The sequence below is a fragment of the Zoogloea dura genome, assembly GCF_012927165.1.
Lineage (GTDB): Bacteria > Pseudomonadota > Gammaproteobacteria > Burkholderiales > Rhodocyclaceae > Zoogloea > Zoogloea dura.
In genome coordinates this window covers 35,266-50,654 of sequence record NZ_JABBGA010000030.1, presented here as the reverse complement: position 1 = coordinate 50,654, position 15,389 = coordinate 35,266, and the positions used below count along the sequence as shown (strand labels likewise).

Here is a 15,389-nt window from a genome sequence, read left to right as displayed (position 1 = left end):
GCCGAGCACAAGGCCCTGCCCGGCGCCACCGCCCTGTCGGAGGCCGCCGCGCGCAACCTGTACAAGCTGATGGCCTACAAGGACGAGTTCGAAGTGGCGCGCCTGCACACCGACCCGGCCTTCCTGGCCGAACTCGATGCCCAGTTCCCCCACGGCTACAGCGTCAAGTACAACCTGGCCCCGCCGCTGCTGGCCGACAAGGACCCGAAGACCGGCCACCTGCAGAAGAAGCAGTACGGCCCGTGGATGTTCAAGGCCTTCCAGCGCATGGCCGGCCTCAAGCACCTGCGCGGCGGCGCACTGGATCTCTTCAGCAAGACCGAAGAGCGGCGCATGGAGCGGGCCCTGATCGAGGAGTACATCCGCCAGCTCGACGAGATCGTGGGCCAGCTGACCCACGCCAACCACTCGGCTGCCGCTGCACTGGCGGCCTGGCCGGATGAGGTGCGGGGCTATGGGCACGTGAAGGAGAAGAACCTGGCCAAGGCGCGGGTGCTGCAGGCGGAGCGGCTGGCTGCCTTCAGGAATCCCACGCAGGTGGTGATGATGAAGCGGGCGTAAGCCGCCAGGGTGCGGGGGTGACGGGCCCCTGCACCCTGTATCACAACAAAGCCTCTCTGCCGCAAGGCAAGAGAGGCTTTGTTGTGTGGGAGGCTTCATTCGCCCGCGGAGCCTTTGCTGGGCGGCTTTCCGCTGTTTTGAGTTGAATTGGCCGGGAATTCGCCCCGGCGGGCGACCCCTTTCTTTGCATCGCCAAAGAAAGGGGGAAAGAAAGGCGACCCGGCTTCCCCGGTCGTCCGCGTAGCGGACGACTCCCCTGCGCTGCTCGCATCGGGCGGCCGGCGCGGAACTCGTCGGCTACGCCTCCTCAGACAGCCGCGCCGGAAGGCCCCGCCCGCTGCTGCGCTGCTCGGCGGGTCAGAACGGGCTTTCAGCAAGCACCGAGCCTCTACGGAAAGCTCGGTGGGTGCGAGACGCTGGGGTTTTGCTTTGTGTTGATCATCAACAGCTACTTCAGCAAAGGCTCGGTGCTTGGCAAAAGCCCGTTCCGACCCGCCGAGCAGCGGAACGGCAGGCGGGGTAGTCCGGCGCGGCTGTCTGAGCCCGCAGGGCGAGTTCCGCGCCGGCCGCCTGGCGTGAGCAGCGCAGGGGAGTCATTCGCGCAGCGAATGACCGGGGAGGCGGGTCGCCTTTCTTGCTTACTTCTTTGGCGAAGCAAAGAAGTGAGTCGCCCGCCGGGGCGAAATCCCGGCCAATCCAACGCTGAAAAAAGGAAAGCCGCCGGCTCTCAGCTTCACCCAGATCTCGATGCCGGGGTGCCGGACTTGAGATCTCGCACCGCAGATTTGAGATCTCGCACCGCAGATTTGAGATCTCGCTCCCCGGAATTGAGATCCAGCCCTCCGGATTTGACATCCGGTGCTCCGGATTTCAAATCTGCCACGCCGGATCTCAATTCTCGGAGTCGTTAACTCAAATCACGCGGCCGTTAACTGACATCCGACCCACCGGATTTGAGTTCTCGCGCCGATTTATTCAAATCCGGCACCGCGGATCTCAATTCCGAGCTGCCGGATCTCAAATCCGGAGGGCCGGATCTCAATTCCGCGGGGCCGGATCTCGAATCCTGGCCCGCGGAATTGAGTAAAGCGCTGCCGGCGTCGATGTCGGCCTGCGGTTTTCAGCCTCGCCGGACCCGGATGGTGTATGCGCCGGTGCCGGCGGCGTCGAAGTGGCGGACCTGGGCGTAGTAGGTGCCGGCGCTCAGGCTGGCGGCGATGCGGGCGTTGGTGCCGAGGCCGCTGTCGTCGTCGGTGGCGATGAGGTTTGTCGTGCTGTCGGGGCCGAACAGCTTCATCACCACGTCGGTGGAGCCCTGGGTGTCGATGATGTGCTTGCCCGGGGTGGTGACGACGAACTGGTAGATGTCCTGTTCGCCCGCCTTGCCGATGCTGGCGGGTGTGCGGCGGGCGGTGCCGACCTTGAGGACGGTGGCGGTCTCCAGGCTGGGGCCGTTGCGGGGATACATCTTGGCGCCGGAGATGAAGAGCTTGTCGAGGGAGGACAGCACGTCATTGGCCTGGGTGGCGATGCCGTTGGTGGTCCAGGTGGCCGGGAAGAAGTAGAGCATGATGGACTCAGGGTCGAAGTCGGTGCCATTGACCTGGTCCACGCTGTACTTGGCGAGGACGTTGTGGCGGATGGTGGCTTCATCCCAGAAGTTGGGGCTGCCGGCGAGCTCCTTGAGCACGACTTTCTCGTTCCAGTTGATGCCGCCGAAGGGGCTCTGGTGTTCGTGGGCCAGGCCGATGGCGTGTCCGAACTCGTGGGCTGCGGTGCCGCCGTCGAGAAAGCCCAGGTTCATGGTGGGCTGGTTGAGGGGGATGCTGCGGCAGTCGGTGCCGATGTAGGACCAGGCGCCGTCAGAGGGGTCGAAGGCGATGCGGATCTCGGCGTCCTGGGCGTCGTTGAAGTCGAACTTGAGGTTGGCCACCGCCGACCACCAGCCGGCCTGGGTGATGGCGGTGTTGCGCTGGGCCTGGGTGCCGCCGATGAAGCGCACCCTCAGGGTGGAGCCGTTGTTCCAGGTCTTGCCCCGCGGGGATATGGCACGTACCCGCCCGGCGGGGCCGGCCATGGTTTCCTGGTGGCGCATGGTGTCGGCGGGCAGCACCCGGTCGATGCAAACTTTGGGTCTGGTTGTCATGGCGTGTCTCCTCGAGCGGTATACAGCAGGCATGCAACTGCCATCTGTTTATAGCTGCTGCTCGAGAGGCCCGCCACGGCGGGCTGGCCGAGCCCGGCGTCCCGGTGGCTCAGCTCTGCGTCCGGGTGGCTCAGCTCTGCTTCGGGGGGGCGCTGCCGGCCGGCGGGAGCCAGCGCAGCAGCGCGGCAAACAGCAGGTCCGGGTCCACTGGCTTGGCGACGAAGTCGTTCATGCCGGCCGCCATGCAGTGCTCCCGGTCTTCGGCGAAGGCGTTGGCGGTCATGGCGAGGATGGGGATGTGGGCCAGGCCGGGCAGGCTGCGGATCCGGCGGGTGGCTTCGAGGCCGTCCATCACCGGCATCTGCATGTCCATCAGGATCAGGTCGAAGTGCTCGTGCTCGAGCTTGCGGAGGGCTTCCGCGCCGTTCTCGGCGACCGCCACATGGAGGCCGACGTCTTCCAGCAGGGCCAGGGCCACTTCCTGGTTGACCGGGTTGTCTTCGCACAGCAGCAGGCGGCGGCCGGCGTGCTCCCGGCGCAGCACGGTTTCGGGATCGCCTTCTTCCAACGGCAGGCTGGCGGGGTGGTCCTCCAGCCGGCCGTGACGCTCCAGCGTCACGCTGAGCCAGAACACGCTGCCTTCGCCGGGGCGGCTGCTGACGCCGGCCTCGCCACCCATCATCTCGGCCAGGCGGCGGGTGATGGCCAGGCCGAGGCCGGTGCCGCCGTAGTGGCGGGTGGTGGAGTTGTCGGCCTGCTCGAAGGCCATGAAGAGGCGCTCGGTGATGGCGCTGTCGATGCCGATCCCGGTGTCGGCGACTTCGAAGCGCAGGCTCAGGTGGGTATCCGTCTGCGCCAACGGCCGGCAGCGCAGGGTCACCGAGCCGGCGCTGGTGAATTTGACGGCGTTGCCCAGGTAGTTGATCAAGGCCTGGTTGAGGCGGGTCGGATCGCCCAGCAGGCCGCCCAGCGGCGTGTCGGGCCGCTCGACGATCAGGGCCAGGCCCTTGGCCTCGGCGCGGTCGTGGATCAGGGCGGCGGCGCGCTCCATCAGGCGCACGGGGTCGAAGGCGATGTGTTCCAGCTCGATCTTGCCGGCTTCGATCTTGGAGATGTCGAGCACGTCGTTGATGACGGCCAGCAGGTGGTCGGCGGATTCGCGGATGCGGGCCAGCTTGTCCAGCTGCGCGGCGTCACGGGTGGCGCGCTGGAGCATGTGGGTGAGCCCGACGATGGCGTTCATCGGGGTGCGGATCTCGTGGCTCATGTTGGCCAGGAAGGCGCTCTTCGACTGGCTGGCCACTTCGGCGGCCTGCTTGGCGGCGGCCAGCTCGGCGGTGCGGGTGGCCACCAGCTCTTCGAGGTGGTGGCGGTGGCGGTCAAGCTCTTCACTCAGGCGGCGCCTCTCGGTGATGTCCTGCTTGACCCCGAGGTAGTGGGTGATGCGGCCGTCCGGCTGGCGGATGGGCGAGATCTGGACGTGCTCGTAATAGATCTCGCCGTTCTTGCGCCGGTTGATGAACTGCCCCGACCAGGTGCGGCCGGCCACCAGGGCCTGCCACAGCGCGGTGTAGGTGCCGGGGGTCGTCTGGCCGGACTGGAGCAGGCGGGAGTTGCAGCCGATGAGCTCGTCGCGCAGGTAGCCGCTGATGGAGATGAAGGCCTCGTTCACATACTCGATGTTGCCGCGCAGGTCGGTGATGACCACCGCCTCGGGGCTCTGCTCGACGGCCTGGGACAGCTTGCGCAGCTGGGTCTCGGCCAGTTGCTGGTCTTCCAGCATGCTGAGCAGGGTCAGGCGCATGGTGTCGGCCTGGGCCAGAAGCTGTTCGGCTTCGGCGCGGGAGCTCTGCATGGCCTGCTGGGCGGCGATCCGGTCGCTGACCTTGCGCGCCAGCATCATGAAGTGGCGTGGCTGGGCCGTGCCGGGCTTGAGGGTGGCGGACAGTTCGTACCATTCGGGCCGGCCGTCGACCAGGACCTGGATCAGCTGGCCGCGGGTGCTGCCGTGCTCGGCGGCGGCCTGCAGGCTGGCCAGGGCCGTGGCGGCGGCATCGGTCGGCAGCAGGTCGGTGAAGCTGCGCCCGATGAGGCGCTTGCGCGGCGGGAGCAGCGGGTCGGCCACGCTGGCCCACTGCTTGAGGATGAGGCCTGTCTCATCCACCTCGAAGAGCAGGTCCGGGATGGCGTGCAGGGTGGCCTCGAGTTCGAGGGTGTGCAGCCGCACCCGGCGCCGCAGTTGCAGGTTCCACAGGAGCAGCAGCAGGCCCGCGATGACCAGGGCCAGGGTGCCCCCCGCCACATAGCCGCCCCAGGCCGGGATGGCCAGCTGCCGCCCCATCCACTTTTCCTTGAGGGCCGCGTAGTCCTTCGCCGGGATGTCCCGGAAGCCGCTGTCGATGCGGGCGAGCAGTGCGCTGTCGCCCTTATGGACAGCGCGGTGGAACTGGCCCTGGTAGAGCGTGAAGGCTTCGCGGAAATCCCGGTCGACGCCGCTGCGCGCCATCAGGAAGTGGGCCGGGGGTGCGTCGAGACAGAAGACCCGCACGTCGCCGGCCACCGCGGCGTCGATCAGGGCCTCGTAGCTGGGGTAGTTGTCGGCGCGCCGGACGCCGGCCTCGAGCAGGTGGTCGGCGCAGGCGTCGCCCTGCTTGACGCCCACCGCAAAGGCCTTGAGGGTGGCCACGCTGTCGATGCCCTGGATGCTCTTGTGCACCAGGATGGGCACGTTGAGGTCGGCGTAGGGCGGGGTGAAGTCCATCAGCGCCTCACGCATCGGCGTGCGGAAGATGGTGTCGATCACGTCGGCTTCGCGGTTGCCGAAGCGCTGCAGGGCCAGCGACCAGTCGGACGGCCGCAGCTCTGCCTCGATGCCGCTGCGGGCGGACCACAGGGCCCACAGGTCGATCAGGTAGCCCTTGAGCTGGCCGTCGGTGTCGCGGAAGACATACGGCGGGTAGTTGTCGTCCATCGCCACCACGATGCGCTGCGGGGCGTCGTCGGCGGCCCCGGCCGGCATGGCCGGCAGCCCCAGCCCCAGGCCGAGCAGCCCGCTGATCAGCCCGCGCAGGAGGGGGTGCAAGCTCATGGCGCGTCTTCCTCCGTGCTGACGCTGAGGTAGCGCGGCGGCTCGCCGAGGCGCGCGTGCAGGGCATTGATCTCGCGCTTGAGTTCGAGCACGCGGCCTTCGCGGCCGAGCATCACCTGCTGCCAGCGGCGCAGCTCGTCGAGCTGGGCGTGGAGGCGCTCTTCGGCGCGTTCCAGCCCGTGGTGGGTCTGGCGCAGCTCGCTCTCGCGCCCGGCCCGCTCCATCGCCACGGCGGCCAGGGCGACGGCGGCTTCGGCATAGCGGTGCAGGGTGGGGGTGAGGGCCGCCGCCGCGGGCGCATGCCGGCACAGGGCGAACAGGCCGAGCAGCGGCCCCTCGCGGGAGACTACCGGGAAGGTCCAGCAGGCCACCGGAGCGTTCTCGGGGCCGGCCGGGAGGGTGAGCCGGCGTGCTTGGGTGGGCTCGGGCTCCGGGGGCCGGGCCGCAGCCAGGCTGGCCTCGAGGGCCGACCACAAGGCCGGAGCCATGACGTGCCCGGCGCGATGGCGCAGGGTGTGTTCGTTCTTGTCCAGCACCAGGGCCGCGCAGTGGATGGCGCTGTCGCGGGCTTCGATCTGCGTGCAGCAGTCCTCTAGGATCTCGGGGAGCGGGGCACCCAGCGAGATCCGCCGCAGTACCGAGTTGCTGAACTCGAGCAGCAGCTGCTGCTCCCGGTGTTCGGTGACGTCGAAGAAGGTGGCCAGCAGGTGCTCGCCCAGGGCCACGCCGGCGATCTCGATGATCCGGTAGCTGCCGTCCTTGCAGCGCACCCGGTATTCGCTCGGGCGTATCACGTGGTCGGTGGCGATGGCCTGGCGCACGGCGTCGTCCCAGGCCCGCCACACCTCGGCCCGGTAGGCCGGGTCGGGGTAGGCGAGGTTCCACCAGCTGTCCAGGTCGGGGGCTTCGGCCATGGTGTAGCCGAAGGTCGTGGTGAAGTGCCGGTTCATGAAGATCGAGCGGCCCCGGGCGTCGAGCAGGCTGACCGGCAGGGGCAGGCTCTCGGTGAGCTGGCGGAAGCGCGCCTCGCTCTCGCGCAGGGCGGCCTCGGAGGCCTTCTGGGCGTCGATATCCACGGCGACGCCCACCGAGCGCAGTGGCTGCCCCGCGGCGTCCCGCTCCACCACCTGTCCGCGCACGCTCAGCCAGCGCTGCCGACCGTCTCCACCCCTGGCCTGGTAGTCCACGGAGAAGCGGGCCTCGGAGCCGGCCAGGGTGCCGCGAAAGGCGTGCCCGACCTTCTCGCGCACGTCGGGGTCGAGACGCAGCAAGGCTTTGTCCAGGGGCTCGTGGATGTCGCTGCCGGTGAGCCCCAGCACCTGGGCCAGCCCCTGGCTGCGGCTGAGGATGCCGTCGCGGTGGTCGTATTCCCAGGTGCCCACGCCAGTGGCTTCGAGCACCACGTCGAGGGTGTGCTCGAGCCGGGTGCGGCTCTCTTCCATCATCACCACGCCCAGCCGTTCGAGCATGCGGTGCTGGCTGATCACCGCCAGCATGCGCCCGGCCTCGTCCAGCACCACCAGGTGGCGCAGCCCGGCCTCGCCCATGCGGCGGGCGGCGTCGGCGACGGTGATGTCGGGGCCGACGGTGTAGAGCGGGTGCGACATGACATCGCCGACGGTGAGCCGCTCGGGGATGACCTGGCTGGCCATCAGGCGGGGCACGTCCCTTTCGGTGATGATGCCCAGGGCCCGGCCCTCACGCCCGATCACCAGGTGGTCGCGGCGGGTGGAGGCCATGATCTCGAGGGCCCGCGCCAGCGGGTGCTCGGGCACCAGCATGTCGGGCGAGGGGTCCATCACCGCGCCCAGGCAGTGGATGGCCTTGAACAGGTCGTGGCCGAGGTGGCGCCGGAAGTCCGTCTCGCTGGCCACGCCGCGCAGCCTGCCCACCTCATCCACCAGCACGAGGTGGCGCACCGCCCGGTTGGCCAGCAGGGCCTGGGCCGACGAGAAGTCCATGTCCTCCCGCACGGTGAGCAGGGGGGCGCTCATGACGCTGCGGACCGGCTTGTCTTCCGCGTAGCCGGCGCAGATCAGGCGCAGCAGATCGCGTTCGGTGATGATGCCGACCGGCCGGTCGCCGCCTTCGGTGACCACCAGGCAGGAGACCTGGGCGTCGACGAACAACTGGATGGCGTTGCGCAAGGGCAGATCCGGCACGACGGTGAGGACGGCGGAGGTGGCAATGTCGCGGAGCCGCAGTTCGGAGGCTGGATTCATGCTGTTACCAGGGGGCAGGCAGGGGGCTTCGGGTGGCCCTGGGGCCGCTTTCTGGGCGAAAGATACTGCCTTTATGGCACGAATGCTCGCTTCGTCAGAGGGGGAGCGCGGCGCCCCGCGGCACCCCCGCATGCCACTGGCGTGTGACTGGCGCCTCAGGGCGCGGCGAGGGCGGTGCGGACGTTTTGCCAGTCGATGCCAATGGCCTGCGCTGCCGATTGCGGGCGTCTGGCGAGCACTGCCCGCAGCGCTTCGATCCGCTCTGCGGTGGCGGGATGGGTCGAGAACAGGGCGGGCGGGCGCAGGCCGTCGGCCCCCTCCTGCCGGGACAGGGTCTCGAAGAAGGCGAGCAGGCCTTGCGGGTCGATGCCGGTTTCCGCAAGCCGGTCGAGGGCGCGCAGGTCGGCTTCGCGTTCGGCATCGCGGGAGAACTTGAGCTCTCCCAGCTGTGCGGCCCAGCCGCCGAGGGTGCCGTAGTCGCCGAACAGGGCGGCCACGATGAGCCGCAGGCCCGCTGCCCGGGCGAGCTGGTGCATGCTGTGGCGGAGTTCCACGTGGGCGATCTCGTGGGCCAGCACACCGGCCACTTCCTCGGCGCTGCGGGCTTCCTTGAGCAGCGCGGAATGGACCACCACTACGCCGCCGGGGGCGGCAAAGGCGTTGATAGTGGGGCGCTGGGCCAGGTAGAAGTCGAGCTTCTCGCCAGGCCGTGCCAGCCGCGTGGCGATGGCTTGCAGGGCTGCATGGGCCGGGCCGTCCTCGATCAGCGGACCCTCTGCCCGGGTGCGGGCCAGCACGACCGCGCCGATCTGCTGTTCGACTTCGGGCGGAATGTGGTCCACAACCCGATCCACCACCGGGTCAAGGAAGAGCAGCAGCAGGCCGGCCAGCACCAGGGGCAGCAGGACCAGCAGGGCCAGGCCGGCTCCCAGGCGGCGCCGGCCCGCCCGCCGGTGCTGCTCGCCGACTTGAAACAGCCCGGGGGCGACCCGTTTGAGCGGGGCGATATCCCGGTCGGCCACCATCAGCAGGTGGGCGCTGTCGTCCTGGGGCCAGGACAGGGCCCACTGCTCATGATTGAAGCCGCGCGCTTCGACCGTCAGGGCGTGCTGCGGGACCCGCAGGCCGGGCCCGTCGTCGCGCAGGATCAGCAGGCTGCCGTCGTCCCAGGCGAGGCGCACCGGGTGGCCGTGGGCATCCCCGCCCGGCGGGTAGTAGCGGGCCGGGAGCGGCGCGTCGCTCACTCGTCGTCGCCCAGCACCGCGCCAAGGCCGAAGCCGGACAGCAGCGAGCCGCCCTCCTTGCCGCCACCGCCCGCGGCGCGGGAGGCCATCACGATGCGGTCGGCCAGGCGGGACAGGGGCAGGGACTGCAGCCAGATCTTGCCGGGGCCGGTGAGGGTGGCGAAGAACAGGCCTTCACCACCGAACAGGGCGGTCTTGATCTTGCCGGCGTACTGGATGTCGAAATCCACGCTGGGCTGGAAGGCCACCACGCAGCCGGTATCCACGCGCAGGGTCTCACCGGGGGCGAGGGTCTTCTCCATCAGGGTGCCGCCGGCGTGGATGAAGGCCATGCCGTCGCCTTCGAGCTTCTGCATGATGAAGCCTTCGCCGCCGAACAGGCCGACGCCGAGCTTTTTCTGGAAGGCGATGCCGAGGGAGACGCCCTTGGCGGCGGCGAGGAAGGAGTCCTTCTGGCAGATCAGGGTGCCACCGACGGTGGTCAGGTCCACCGGCACGATCTTGCCCGGGTAGGGTGCGGCGAAGGCCACCCGGCGCTTGCCATTGCCCTCGTTGTGATAGACGGTGGTGAACAGGCTCTCGCCGGTGAGCAGGCGCTTGCCGGCGCCCATCAGCTTGCCGAAGAAGCCGCCCTGCTGGGCCGAGCCGTCACCGAAGATGGTGTCCATCTGGATGCCGTCCTGCATGTACATCATCACCCCGGCTTCGCCGATGGCGGCCTCGCCCGGGTCGAGCTCGACCTCCACGTACTGCATTTCGTGACCGAAGATTTCGTAGTCGACGACGTCCATTGCCATGTTTGGTTTCTCCCTTTGCGAAACGGGTTGAAGTGGATCCGGATTGTTCAGCAGCCGCGCTGCAGGCTTGTGACGAGCGCCGGCTGCAAAGCCGGCATGGTATGCCAGAGCGGAGGGCGCTGCAGGGAAAAGCAGGGGCGTCCCGGCTCAGCCCGGGGTGGCCAGCTCCACCCGGACCAGGGTGCCCTGCCCGCCGGGGGGCGCTTCGAGGGTGACCGTGCCGCCACAGCCGCGGGCAATCTCGCGCACGATGGGCAGGCCCAGCCCGCTGCCAGGGCGGCTGGCGGAGGGCAGGCGGAAGAAGCGTTCAAAGACCCGTTCGTGGAATTCGGGCGGAATGCCCGGGCCGTTGTCTTCCACCTCGATCACGCAATGCCTGTCGTGGCTGTGGCAGCGCACCGTGACTTCGCCGGGGGCGGGGGTGTAGGCGAGGGCATTGAAGACCAGGTTGGCGATCATCTCGCCGAGCAGCAGCGGGTCGCCCCGCAGTTGGGCGGCCTCGAGTTCGAAGCCGAGGTCGAGGCCGCGGGATTCGGCCAGGCGGATCCATTCCGGGCTGCGTTCGCGGATCAGGTCGGGCAGGTCGACGCTCTCGGCCAGGTCGGCCTGGCGCCCGCCGGGCTCTGCCGAGAGCAGCACCAGCATCTGGTTGATGAGATGGCCGAGGCGTTCGATGGCGCCGATACACTGGCTGATGCGTGTGTCGCGGCTGGTGGCGTCGGCTTCCCGCGGGAGGACCTCGAGCTGGGCCCGGATACCGGCCAAGGGGGTGCGCAGCTGGTGGGCCGCGTTGGCGACGAAGCGCTGCTGGGCTTCGGCGGCCTGCTCGAGGCGCAGCAGCAGCTGGTTGAATTCGTCCACCAGGGGGCGGATCTCGCCGGGGGCCGAGGCAGCGTCGAGGGGGCGCAGGGCCCGGTGTTCCATGCCATGCAGGGCCCGCCGGATGTCCTCGACCGGGAGCAGGGCGTGGCGGATGCCGAACCAGATGGTGAAGCCGGTGGCGGCGGCGAAGAAGATCAGGGGGAGGATCAGGGCGAAGGCCAGGTCCACTCGCAACTGGTCGCGCTTTCGGGTGGTCTCGGCCGTGACGAAGACAAAGGGTTCGCCGGCCACCTGTCGGTGGATGGCGATGACCCGGATCGGGTGACCGCGGAAGTGGGAGTAGAAGCTGACCCGGTCGCCTTCTGTCTCGGCGCCTTCGGGGGCTTCGTGGGGCAGGCCTGCATCGCCGGCGACAAAGCGGTTGTTGGGGCCGAGCACGAGGTAGTAGATGTCATCCACCCGGTCGGCCCGCAGCACCTGCTCGGCGGCAGTGGGGAAGACGAAGCGGGGTTCTCCGCCCACCATCTCGAGGTGGGGCACCAGGGCCAGGCTGGCGTCGGCCAGGGCCCGGTCAAGCGCCTCGATGGCCGGCTGGTGGACCAGGTGGAAGGCCAGGGGCAGGAAGGTCAGGACGGCCAGGGCTGCCGGCAGCAGCAGCCATAGCAGCAGGGCTTTACGCAGGCTTCGGGTCATGGACGGGATTTTCGAGCATGTAGCCCAGGCCGCGCACGGTGCGGATGCGGATGCCGCCCGGCTCGAGCTTGGTGCGCAGGCGCGAAATGTACACCTCCACGGCGTTTACGCTCATGTCCTGGTCCCAGGTGCAGATCGCCGCCACGATACGCTCCTTGCTCAGGACCCGCTCTGGGTTGTCGAGCAGGAACTGCAGGATGGCCCACTCCCGCTGGGGCAGTTCGACGGGCTGGCCGGCCAGCCAGGCCCGGCGGGCTTCCTCGTCGAGGGTCAGGGTGCCGAACTCGCGGCGCTGGCCGGCCTGGCCGCGGCTGCGCCGGACAAGGGCATTGACCCGCGCCAGCAGCTCGACGGCGGCGAAGGGTTTGGTCAGGTAGTCGTCGGCCCCCAGGTTGAGGCCCCGCACCCGTTCGTTGAGGGCGTCGCGGGCCGTCAGCATGAGCACGTGGATGGGGTTGTGGCGGGCCCGCAGGCGGGTCAGCAGCTCCAGCCCGTCCATGCCTGGTAGACCGATGTCGAGCACCATCAGGTCGAAGGGCTCGGCGGCGATGGCGGCCTCGGCGAGTTCGGCGCTGCCGACGAAGTCGGCATTGAAGCCGGCACCCCGCAGGAGCTGGGCCAGGCCGTCGGCCAGGAGGGGGTCGTCTTCGACGATGAGGGTGCGCATTGCAGTGTCCTGTCGGAGAGGAGCGTAGGTTTCAGGGAGCGGAGCTTTCGCCGCGGCCGGGCCCGTCCTTGCTGCCGCCGAAGCTGAGGAGGACCGGCAGCAGGAGCAGGGTGAAGATTGTCGCACTGACGATGCCTCCGACGATGACGACGGCGAAGGGGCGCTGGGTTTCCGAGCCGATGCCGTGGGACAGCGCTGCCGGCAGCAGGCCGAGGCCGGCCATCAGGGCGGTCATGACGATGGGGCGCAGGCGCAGCATGGCACCGTCGAGAATGGCCTCGGCCCGGGGGGCGCCGCGCCGGGCGATCTCGATGACCTGTTCGACCATGATCACCCCGTTCTGCACCGAGATGCCGGCCACCGCGATGAAGCCGACCGCTGCGGAGACGGACAGGTGCAGGCCGGCAATGGCGAGCCCGGCGAAGCCGCCGATCAGGGTGAAGGGCACCATGGACAGGACCAGCAGGGCCGGGCGGATGTCCTTGAAGGCCCAGAACAGCAGCGAGAAGATCAGGCCCAGGGTGATCGGCACGATGAGCTTGAGGCGGCCCATGGCGCGCTGCTGGTTCTCGAACTGGCCACCCCAGGTCATGCTGTAGCCGGGGGGCAGGATGACTTCGGCGGCGACCTTCCGTTGGGCTTCCGCGACAAAGCTGCCCTGGTCGCGGCCGCGCAGGTTGGCCTTGACGATGACGTTGCGGCCACCCGCCTCGCGCTGGATGCGGGAGGCGCCCTGGCGCAGTTCCACGTCGGCCACGTCGCCCAGCGGGATGCTGGTCTTGCCGTCGCCGAGGGCTACCGGCAGGTGGGCGATGTCGTCGATCTGGTCGCGGAACCGGGGGCCGAAGCGCAGGGTGACGTCGTAGCGCCGCTCGCCGTCATAGAACACATTGACCGCGCTGCCGCCGAGGGCGGTCTGGATCATGGTGTTGATGTCGGTGACGTTGATGTCGTAGCGGGCCAGGGCGTCGCGGCGCAGGCGGATGTCCACTTCGCTCTGGCCGCCCACCGGCAGCGCCGCCACGTCGGCGGAGCCCTGGATGCGGCCGAGTACGCTGGCCACCTGGCGGGCCTTGGTCTCGAGCACATCGAGGTTGGGGCCGAAGATCTTGACCGCGATCTCACCCTTGGCGCCGGAGAGGGACTCTTCGACGTTGTCCTGGATTACCTGGGAGAAGTTGGTGGGCAGGCCGGGGATCGCCGACAGCTTGGTGGACATGCTCTCCACCAGGGCTTCCTTGCTGGCAAAGCGCCACTCGTTGCGGGGTTTGAGGTCGGCCAGGATTTCCAGGTTGTTGGGGCCCTTCGGGTCGGTGCCGTCGTCCGGGCGGCCGACGTGGGTGATCACCGCCTTCACTTCCGGGTAGCTGTTGAGCACCGCCCGGACCTTGCGTTCCACCTCCTTGGTGTTGGACAGGGCGGAGGATTGCGGCAGGCTGATGGTCAGCCAGATGTTGCCTTCGTCCAGCTTGGGTAGGAACTCGGAACCCAGCAGCGGGGCCAGGGCGAGGGCGCCGACGAGGCAGGCGGTCGACGCGAGGATGGTGAGGCGGCGGCGGCCCTGCAGGCGGATCAGGAGGTCCCGGTAACGGATCTGCAGGCGATGCAGCCAGGGGCTTTCCTTCTCGGCCATGTCCTGCTTGTTGAGGGCATAGGAGAGCAGTGTCGGAACCAGCGTCAGGGTCAGGATCAGGCCGCCCAGCAGGGCGAAGGAGAGGGTCAGTGCCACCGGGGTGAAGATCCGGCCCTCGACCCGCTGGAAGGTGAAGATGGGCAGGAAGGCGACGATGATGATGGCCTTCGAGAACATGATCGGCGAGCCCAGCTCGATGCAGGTCTGCTTGAGGGCGTGCAGGCGCCGGCCGACCGGCGAGATGATGCCGTGGTGTTCGGCGTGGGCATCCACGGCGAGGCGCACCATGAGGGCTTCGACCATCACCACCGCGCTGTCGATGATGACCCCGAAGTCCACTGCGCCGAGGGAGATCAGGTTGGCCGACACACCCATCGCGTGCATCAGGATGAAGGCGAACAGCAGGGACAGGGGGATCACTGCGGCGACGATGATGGCGGCGCGCAGGTTGCGCAGAAAGCCGAGCAGGATGGCGGTGACCAGCACGGCGCCGACCAGCAGGTTCTCGGCAACGGTGGCGACGGTGTGACCGATCAGCTCGGTGCGCTGGTAGATCGGGCGGATCCGGTAGCCCTCGGGCAGGCGGGCATTGACCTCGTCCACCTTGAGCTTGAGGTTCTCGACGATCTTGGCGGCGTTGCCGCCCTTGGTCATCTGCACGATGCCCTCGATCACGTCGTCCCGGTCGTTGAAGGCCACGATGCCGTTGCGGGGGCGGGCGCCGCTGACCACCTCCGCCACATCGCTGATGCGTACCGGCTTGCCGTCGCGGGAGACGATGACCACGTCGCGGATGTCGTCGGCGCTGCGGAACAGGCCCAGACTGCGGATCACCAGGGCCTCGTCGCCACGCCGCATCAGGCCGCCGCTGCCGTTGCCGCTGGAGGCGGACAGGGCGTCGCTCACCTCGGACAGGCTGATCGAGTACTTGCGCAGCAGGTCGGGCTGCAGCTGAACCTGCATCTCGCGGATGGCCCCGCCGAAGCTCACCACGTCGGCAATGCCGGGCACCATGCGCAGGGCCGGGCGGACTGTCCAGTCCTGCACGGCGCGGACTTCTTCCTTGGGCGCCGAGGGCGGGCTCTCCAGGATGTAGCGATAGACCTCGCCGACCGCTGTGGTGAGCGGTGCTAGCACGGGCTGCAGCCCCGGTGGCAGGCTGACCTGCTGAAGGCGCTCCAGGACCTGTTGGCGGGCGAAGTAGTCGGCGGTCTTGTCGTTGAAGGTGAGGGTGACCACCGACAGGCCGGTGATGGAGACCGAGCGCAGCTGGGTGAGCCCGGGGACGCCGCTCATCTCCCGCTCGATCGGCAGGGTGACGGTACGTTCGACCTCTTCCGGGGCCTGTCCGATGGCCTGGGTGACGACTTGGACCTGCACATCCTGGACATCGGGAAAGGCCTCGATGGAGATCTGGTTGACCGCGTACAGCCCGTAGCCGAGCAGGGTGAGGGCCGCCAGCAGGATGAAGGCGCGCTGGCGCAGGGCCAGGGTGATGAGGGTGTCGAACATGGTG

9 protein-coding genes are annotated in these 15,389 nt (G+C 68.7%); 1 reads left to right on the top strand and 8 read right to left on the bottom strand.

Annotated features, from left to right (window positions below):
- Nucleotides 1–561, top strand: a 561-nt coding sequence (locus HHL15_RS22880; RefSeq protein WP_328825077.1) for a DUF6537 domain-containing protein, incomplete at its 5' end; no start/stop codon positions are given.
- A 1,120-nt stretch (nucleotides 562–1,681) separates the two neighbouring features.
- Here the strand turns inward: HHL15_RS22880 and HHL15_RS22875 are convergent.
- The 8 genes from HHL15_RS22875 to HHL15_RS22840 all read right to left on the bottom strand — a co-directional run bounded on the left by HHL15_RS22875 (nucleotide 1,682) and on the right by HHL15_RS22840 (nucleotide 15,385).
- The gene (locus HHL15_RS22875) at nucleotides 1,682–2,707 is read right to left on the bottom strand and encodes a M12 family metallopeptidase (RefSeq protein WP_169148135.1); all 1,026 of its coding nucleotides are present in this window, start codon (nucleotides 2,705–2,707) and stop codon (nucleotides 1,682–1,684) included.
- Between the two features lie 130 nt (nucleotides 2,708–2,837).
- Nucleotides 2,838–5,795: a response regulator gene (locus tag HHL15_RS22870; protein ID WP_169148134.1), complete on the bottom strand. Its 2,958-nt coding sequence runs from the start codon at nucleotides 5,793–5,795 to the stop codon at nucleotides 2,838–2,840.
- On the bottom strand, nucleotides 5,792–8,017 hold the full coding sequence (locus HHL15_RS22865; protein WP_169148133.1) for a CBS domain-containing protein: 2,226 nt from the start codon (nucleotides 8,015–8,017) through the stop codon (nucleotides 5,792–5,794). The genes HHL15_RS22870 and HHL15_RS22865 overlap by 4 nt, the downstream gene beginning before the upstream one ends.
- A 155-nt stretch (nucleotides 8,018–8,172) precedes the next feature.
- Nucleotides 8,173–9,261, bottom strand: a complete 1,089-nt coding sequence (locus HHL15_RS22860; protein ID WP_169148132.1) for a M48 family metallopeptidase — start codon at nucleotides 9,259–9,261, stop codon at nucleotides 8,173–8,175.
- Complete coding sequence (locus tag HHL15_RS22855; RefSeq protein ID WP_169148131.1) at nucleotides 9,258–10,058, bottom strand: TIGR00266 family protein; 801 nt, start codon at nucleotides 10,056–10,058, stop codon at nucleotides 9,258–9,260. Before HHL15_RS22855 ends, HHL15_RS22860 begins: the two co-directional genes overlap by 4 nt.
- Before the next feature lie 147 nt (nucleotides 10,059–10,205).
- The gene (locus HHL15_RS22850; protein ID WP_169148130.1) at nucleotides 10,206–11,573 is read right to left on the bottom strand and encodes a sensor histidine kinase; all 1,368 of its coding nucleotides are present in this window, start codon (nucleotides 11,571–11,573) and stop codon (nucleotides 10,206–10,208) included.
- Complete coding sequence (locus HHL15_RS22845; protein WP_169148129.1) at nucleotides 11,554–12,240, bottom strand: response regulator; 687 nt, start codon at nucleotides 12,238–12,240, stop codon at nucleotides 11,554–11,556. Before HHL15_RS22845 ends, HHL15_RS22850 begins: the two co-directional genes overlap by 20 nt.
- A gap of 31 nt (nucleotides 12,241–12,271) precedes the next feature.
- Nucleotides 12,272–15,385, bottom strand: a complete 3,114-nt coding sequence (locus tag HHL15_RS22840; RefSeq protein WP_169148128.1) for an efflux RND transporter permease subunit — start codon at nucleotides 15,383–15,385, stop codon at nucleotides 12,272–12,274.
- Nucleotides 15,386–15,389: the final 4 nt, after the last annotated feature.

Excerpts from the sequence above, each read along its gene's own strand:
- HHL15_RS22855 (WP_169148131.1), bottom strand. The coding sequence starts at position 10,058 with ATGGCAATGGACGTCGTCGACTACGAAATCTTCGGTCACGAAATGCAG.
- HHL15_RS22875 (WP_169148135.1), bottom strand. The coding sequence starts at position 2,707 with ATGACAACCAGACCCAAAGTTTGCATCGACCGGGTGCTGCCCGCCGAC.
- HHL15_RS22870 (WP_169148134.1), bottom strand. The coding sequence starts at position 5,795 with ATGAGCTTGCACCCCCTCCTGCGCGGGCTGATCAGCGGGCTGCTCGGC.
- HHL15_RS22840 (WP_169148128.1), bottom strand. The coding sequence starts at position 15,385 with ATGTTCGACACCCTCATCACCCTGGCCCTGCGCCAGCGCGCCTTCATC.
- HHL15_RS22845 (WP_169148129.1), bottom strand. The coding sequence starts at position 12,240 with ATGCGCACCCTCATCGTCGAAGACGACCCCCTCCTGGCCGACGGCCTG.
- HHL15_RS22865 (WP_169148133.1), bottom strand. The coding sequence starts at position 8,017 with ATGAATCCAGCCTCCGAACTGCGGCTCCGCGACATTGCCACCTCCGCC.
- HHL15_RS22850 (WP_169148130.1), bottom strand. The coding sequence starts at position 11,573 with ATGACCCGAAGCCTGCGTAAAGCCCTGCTGCTATGGCTGCTGCTGCCG.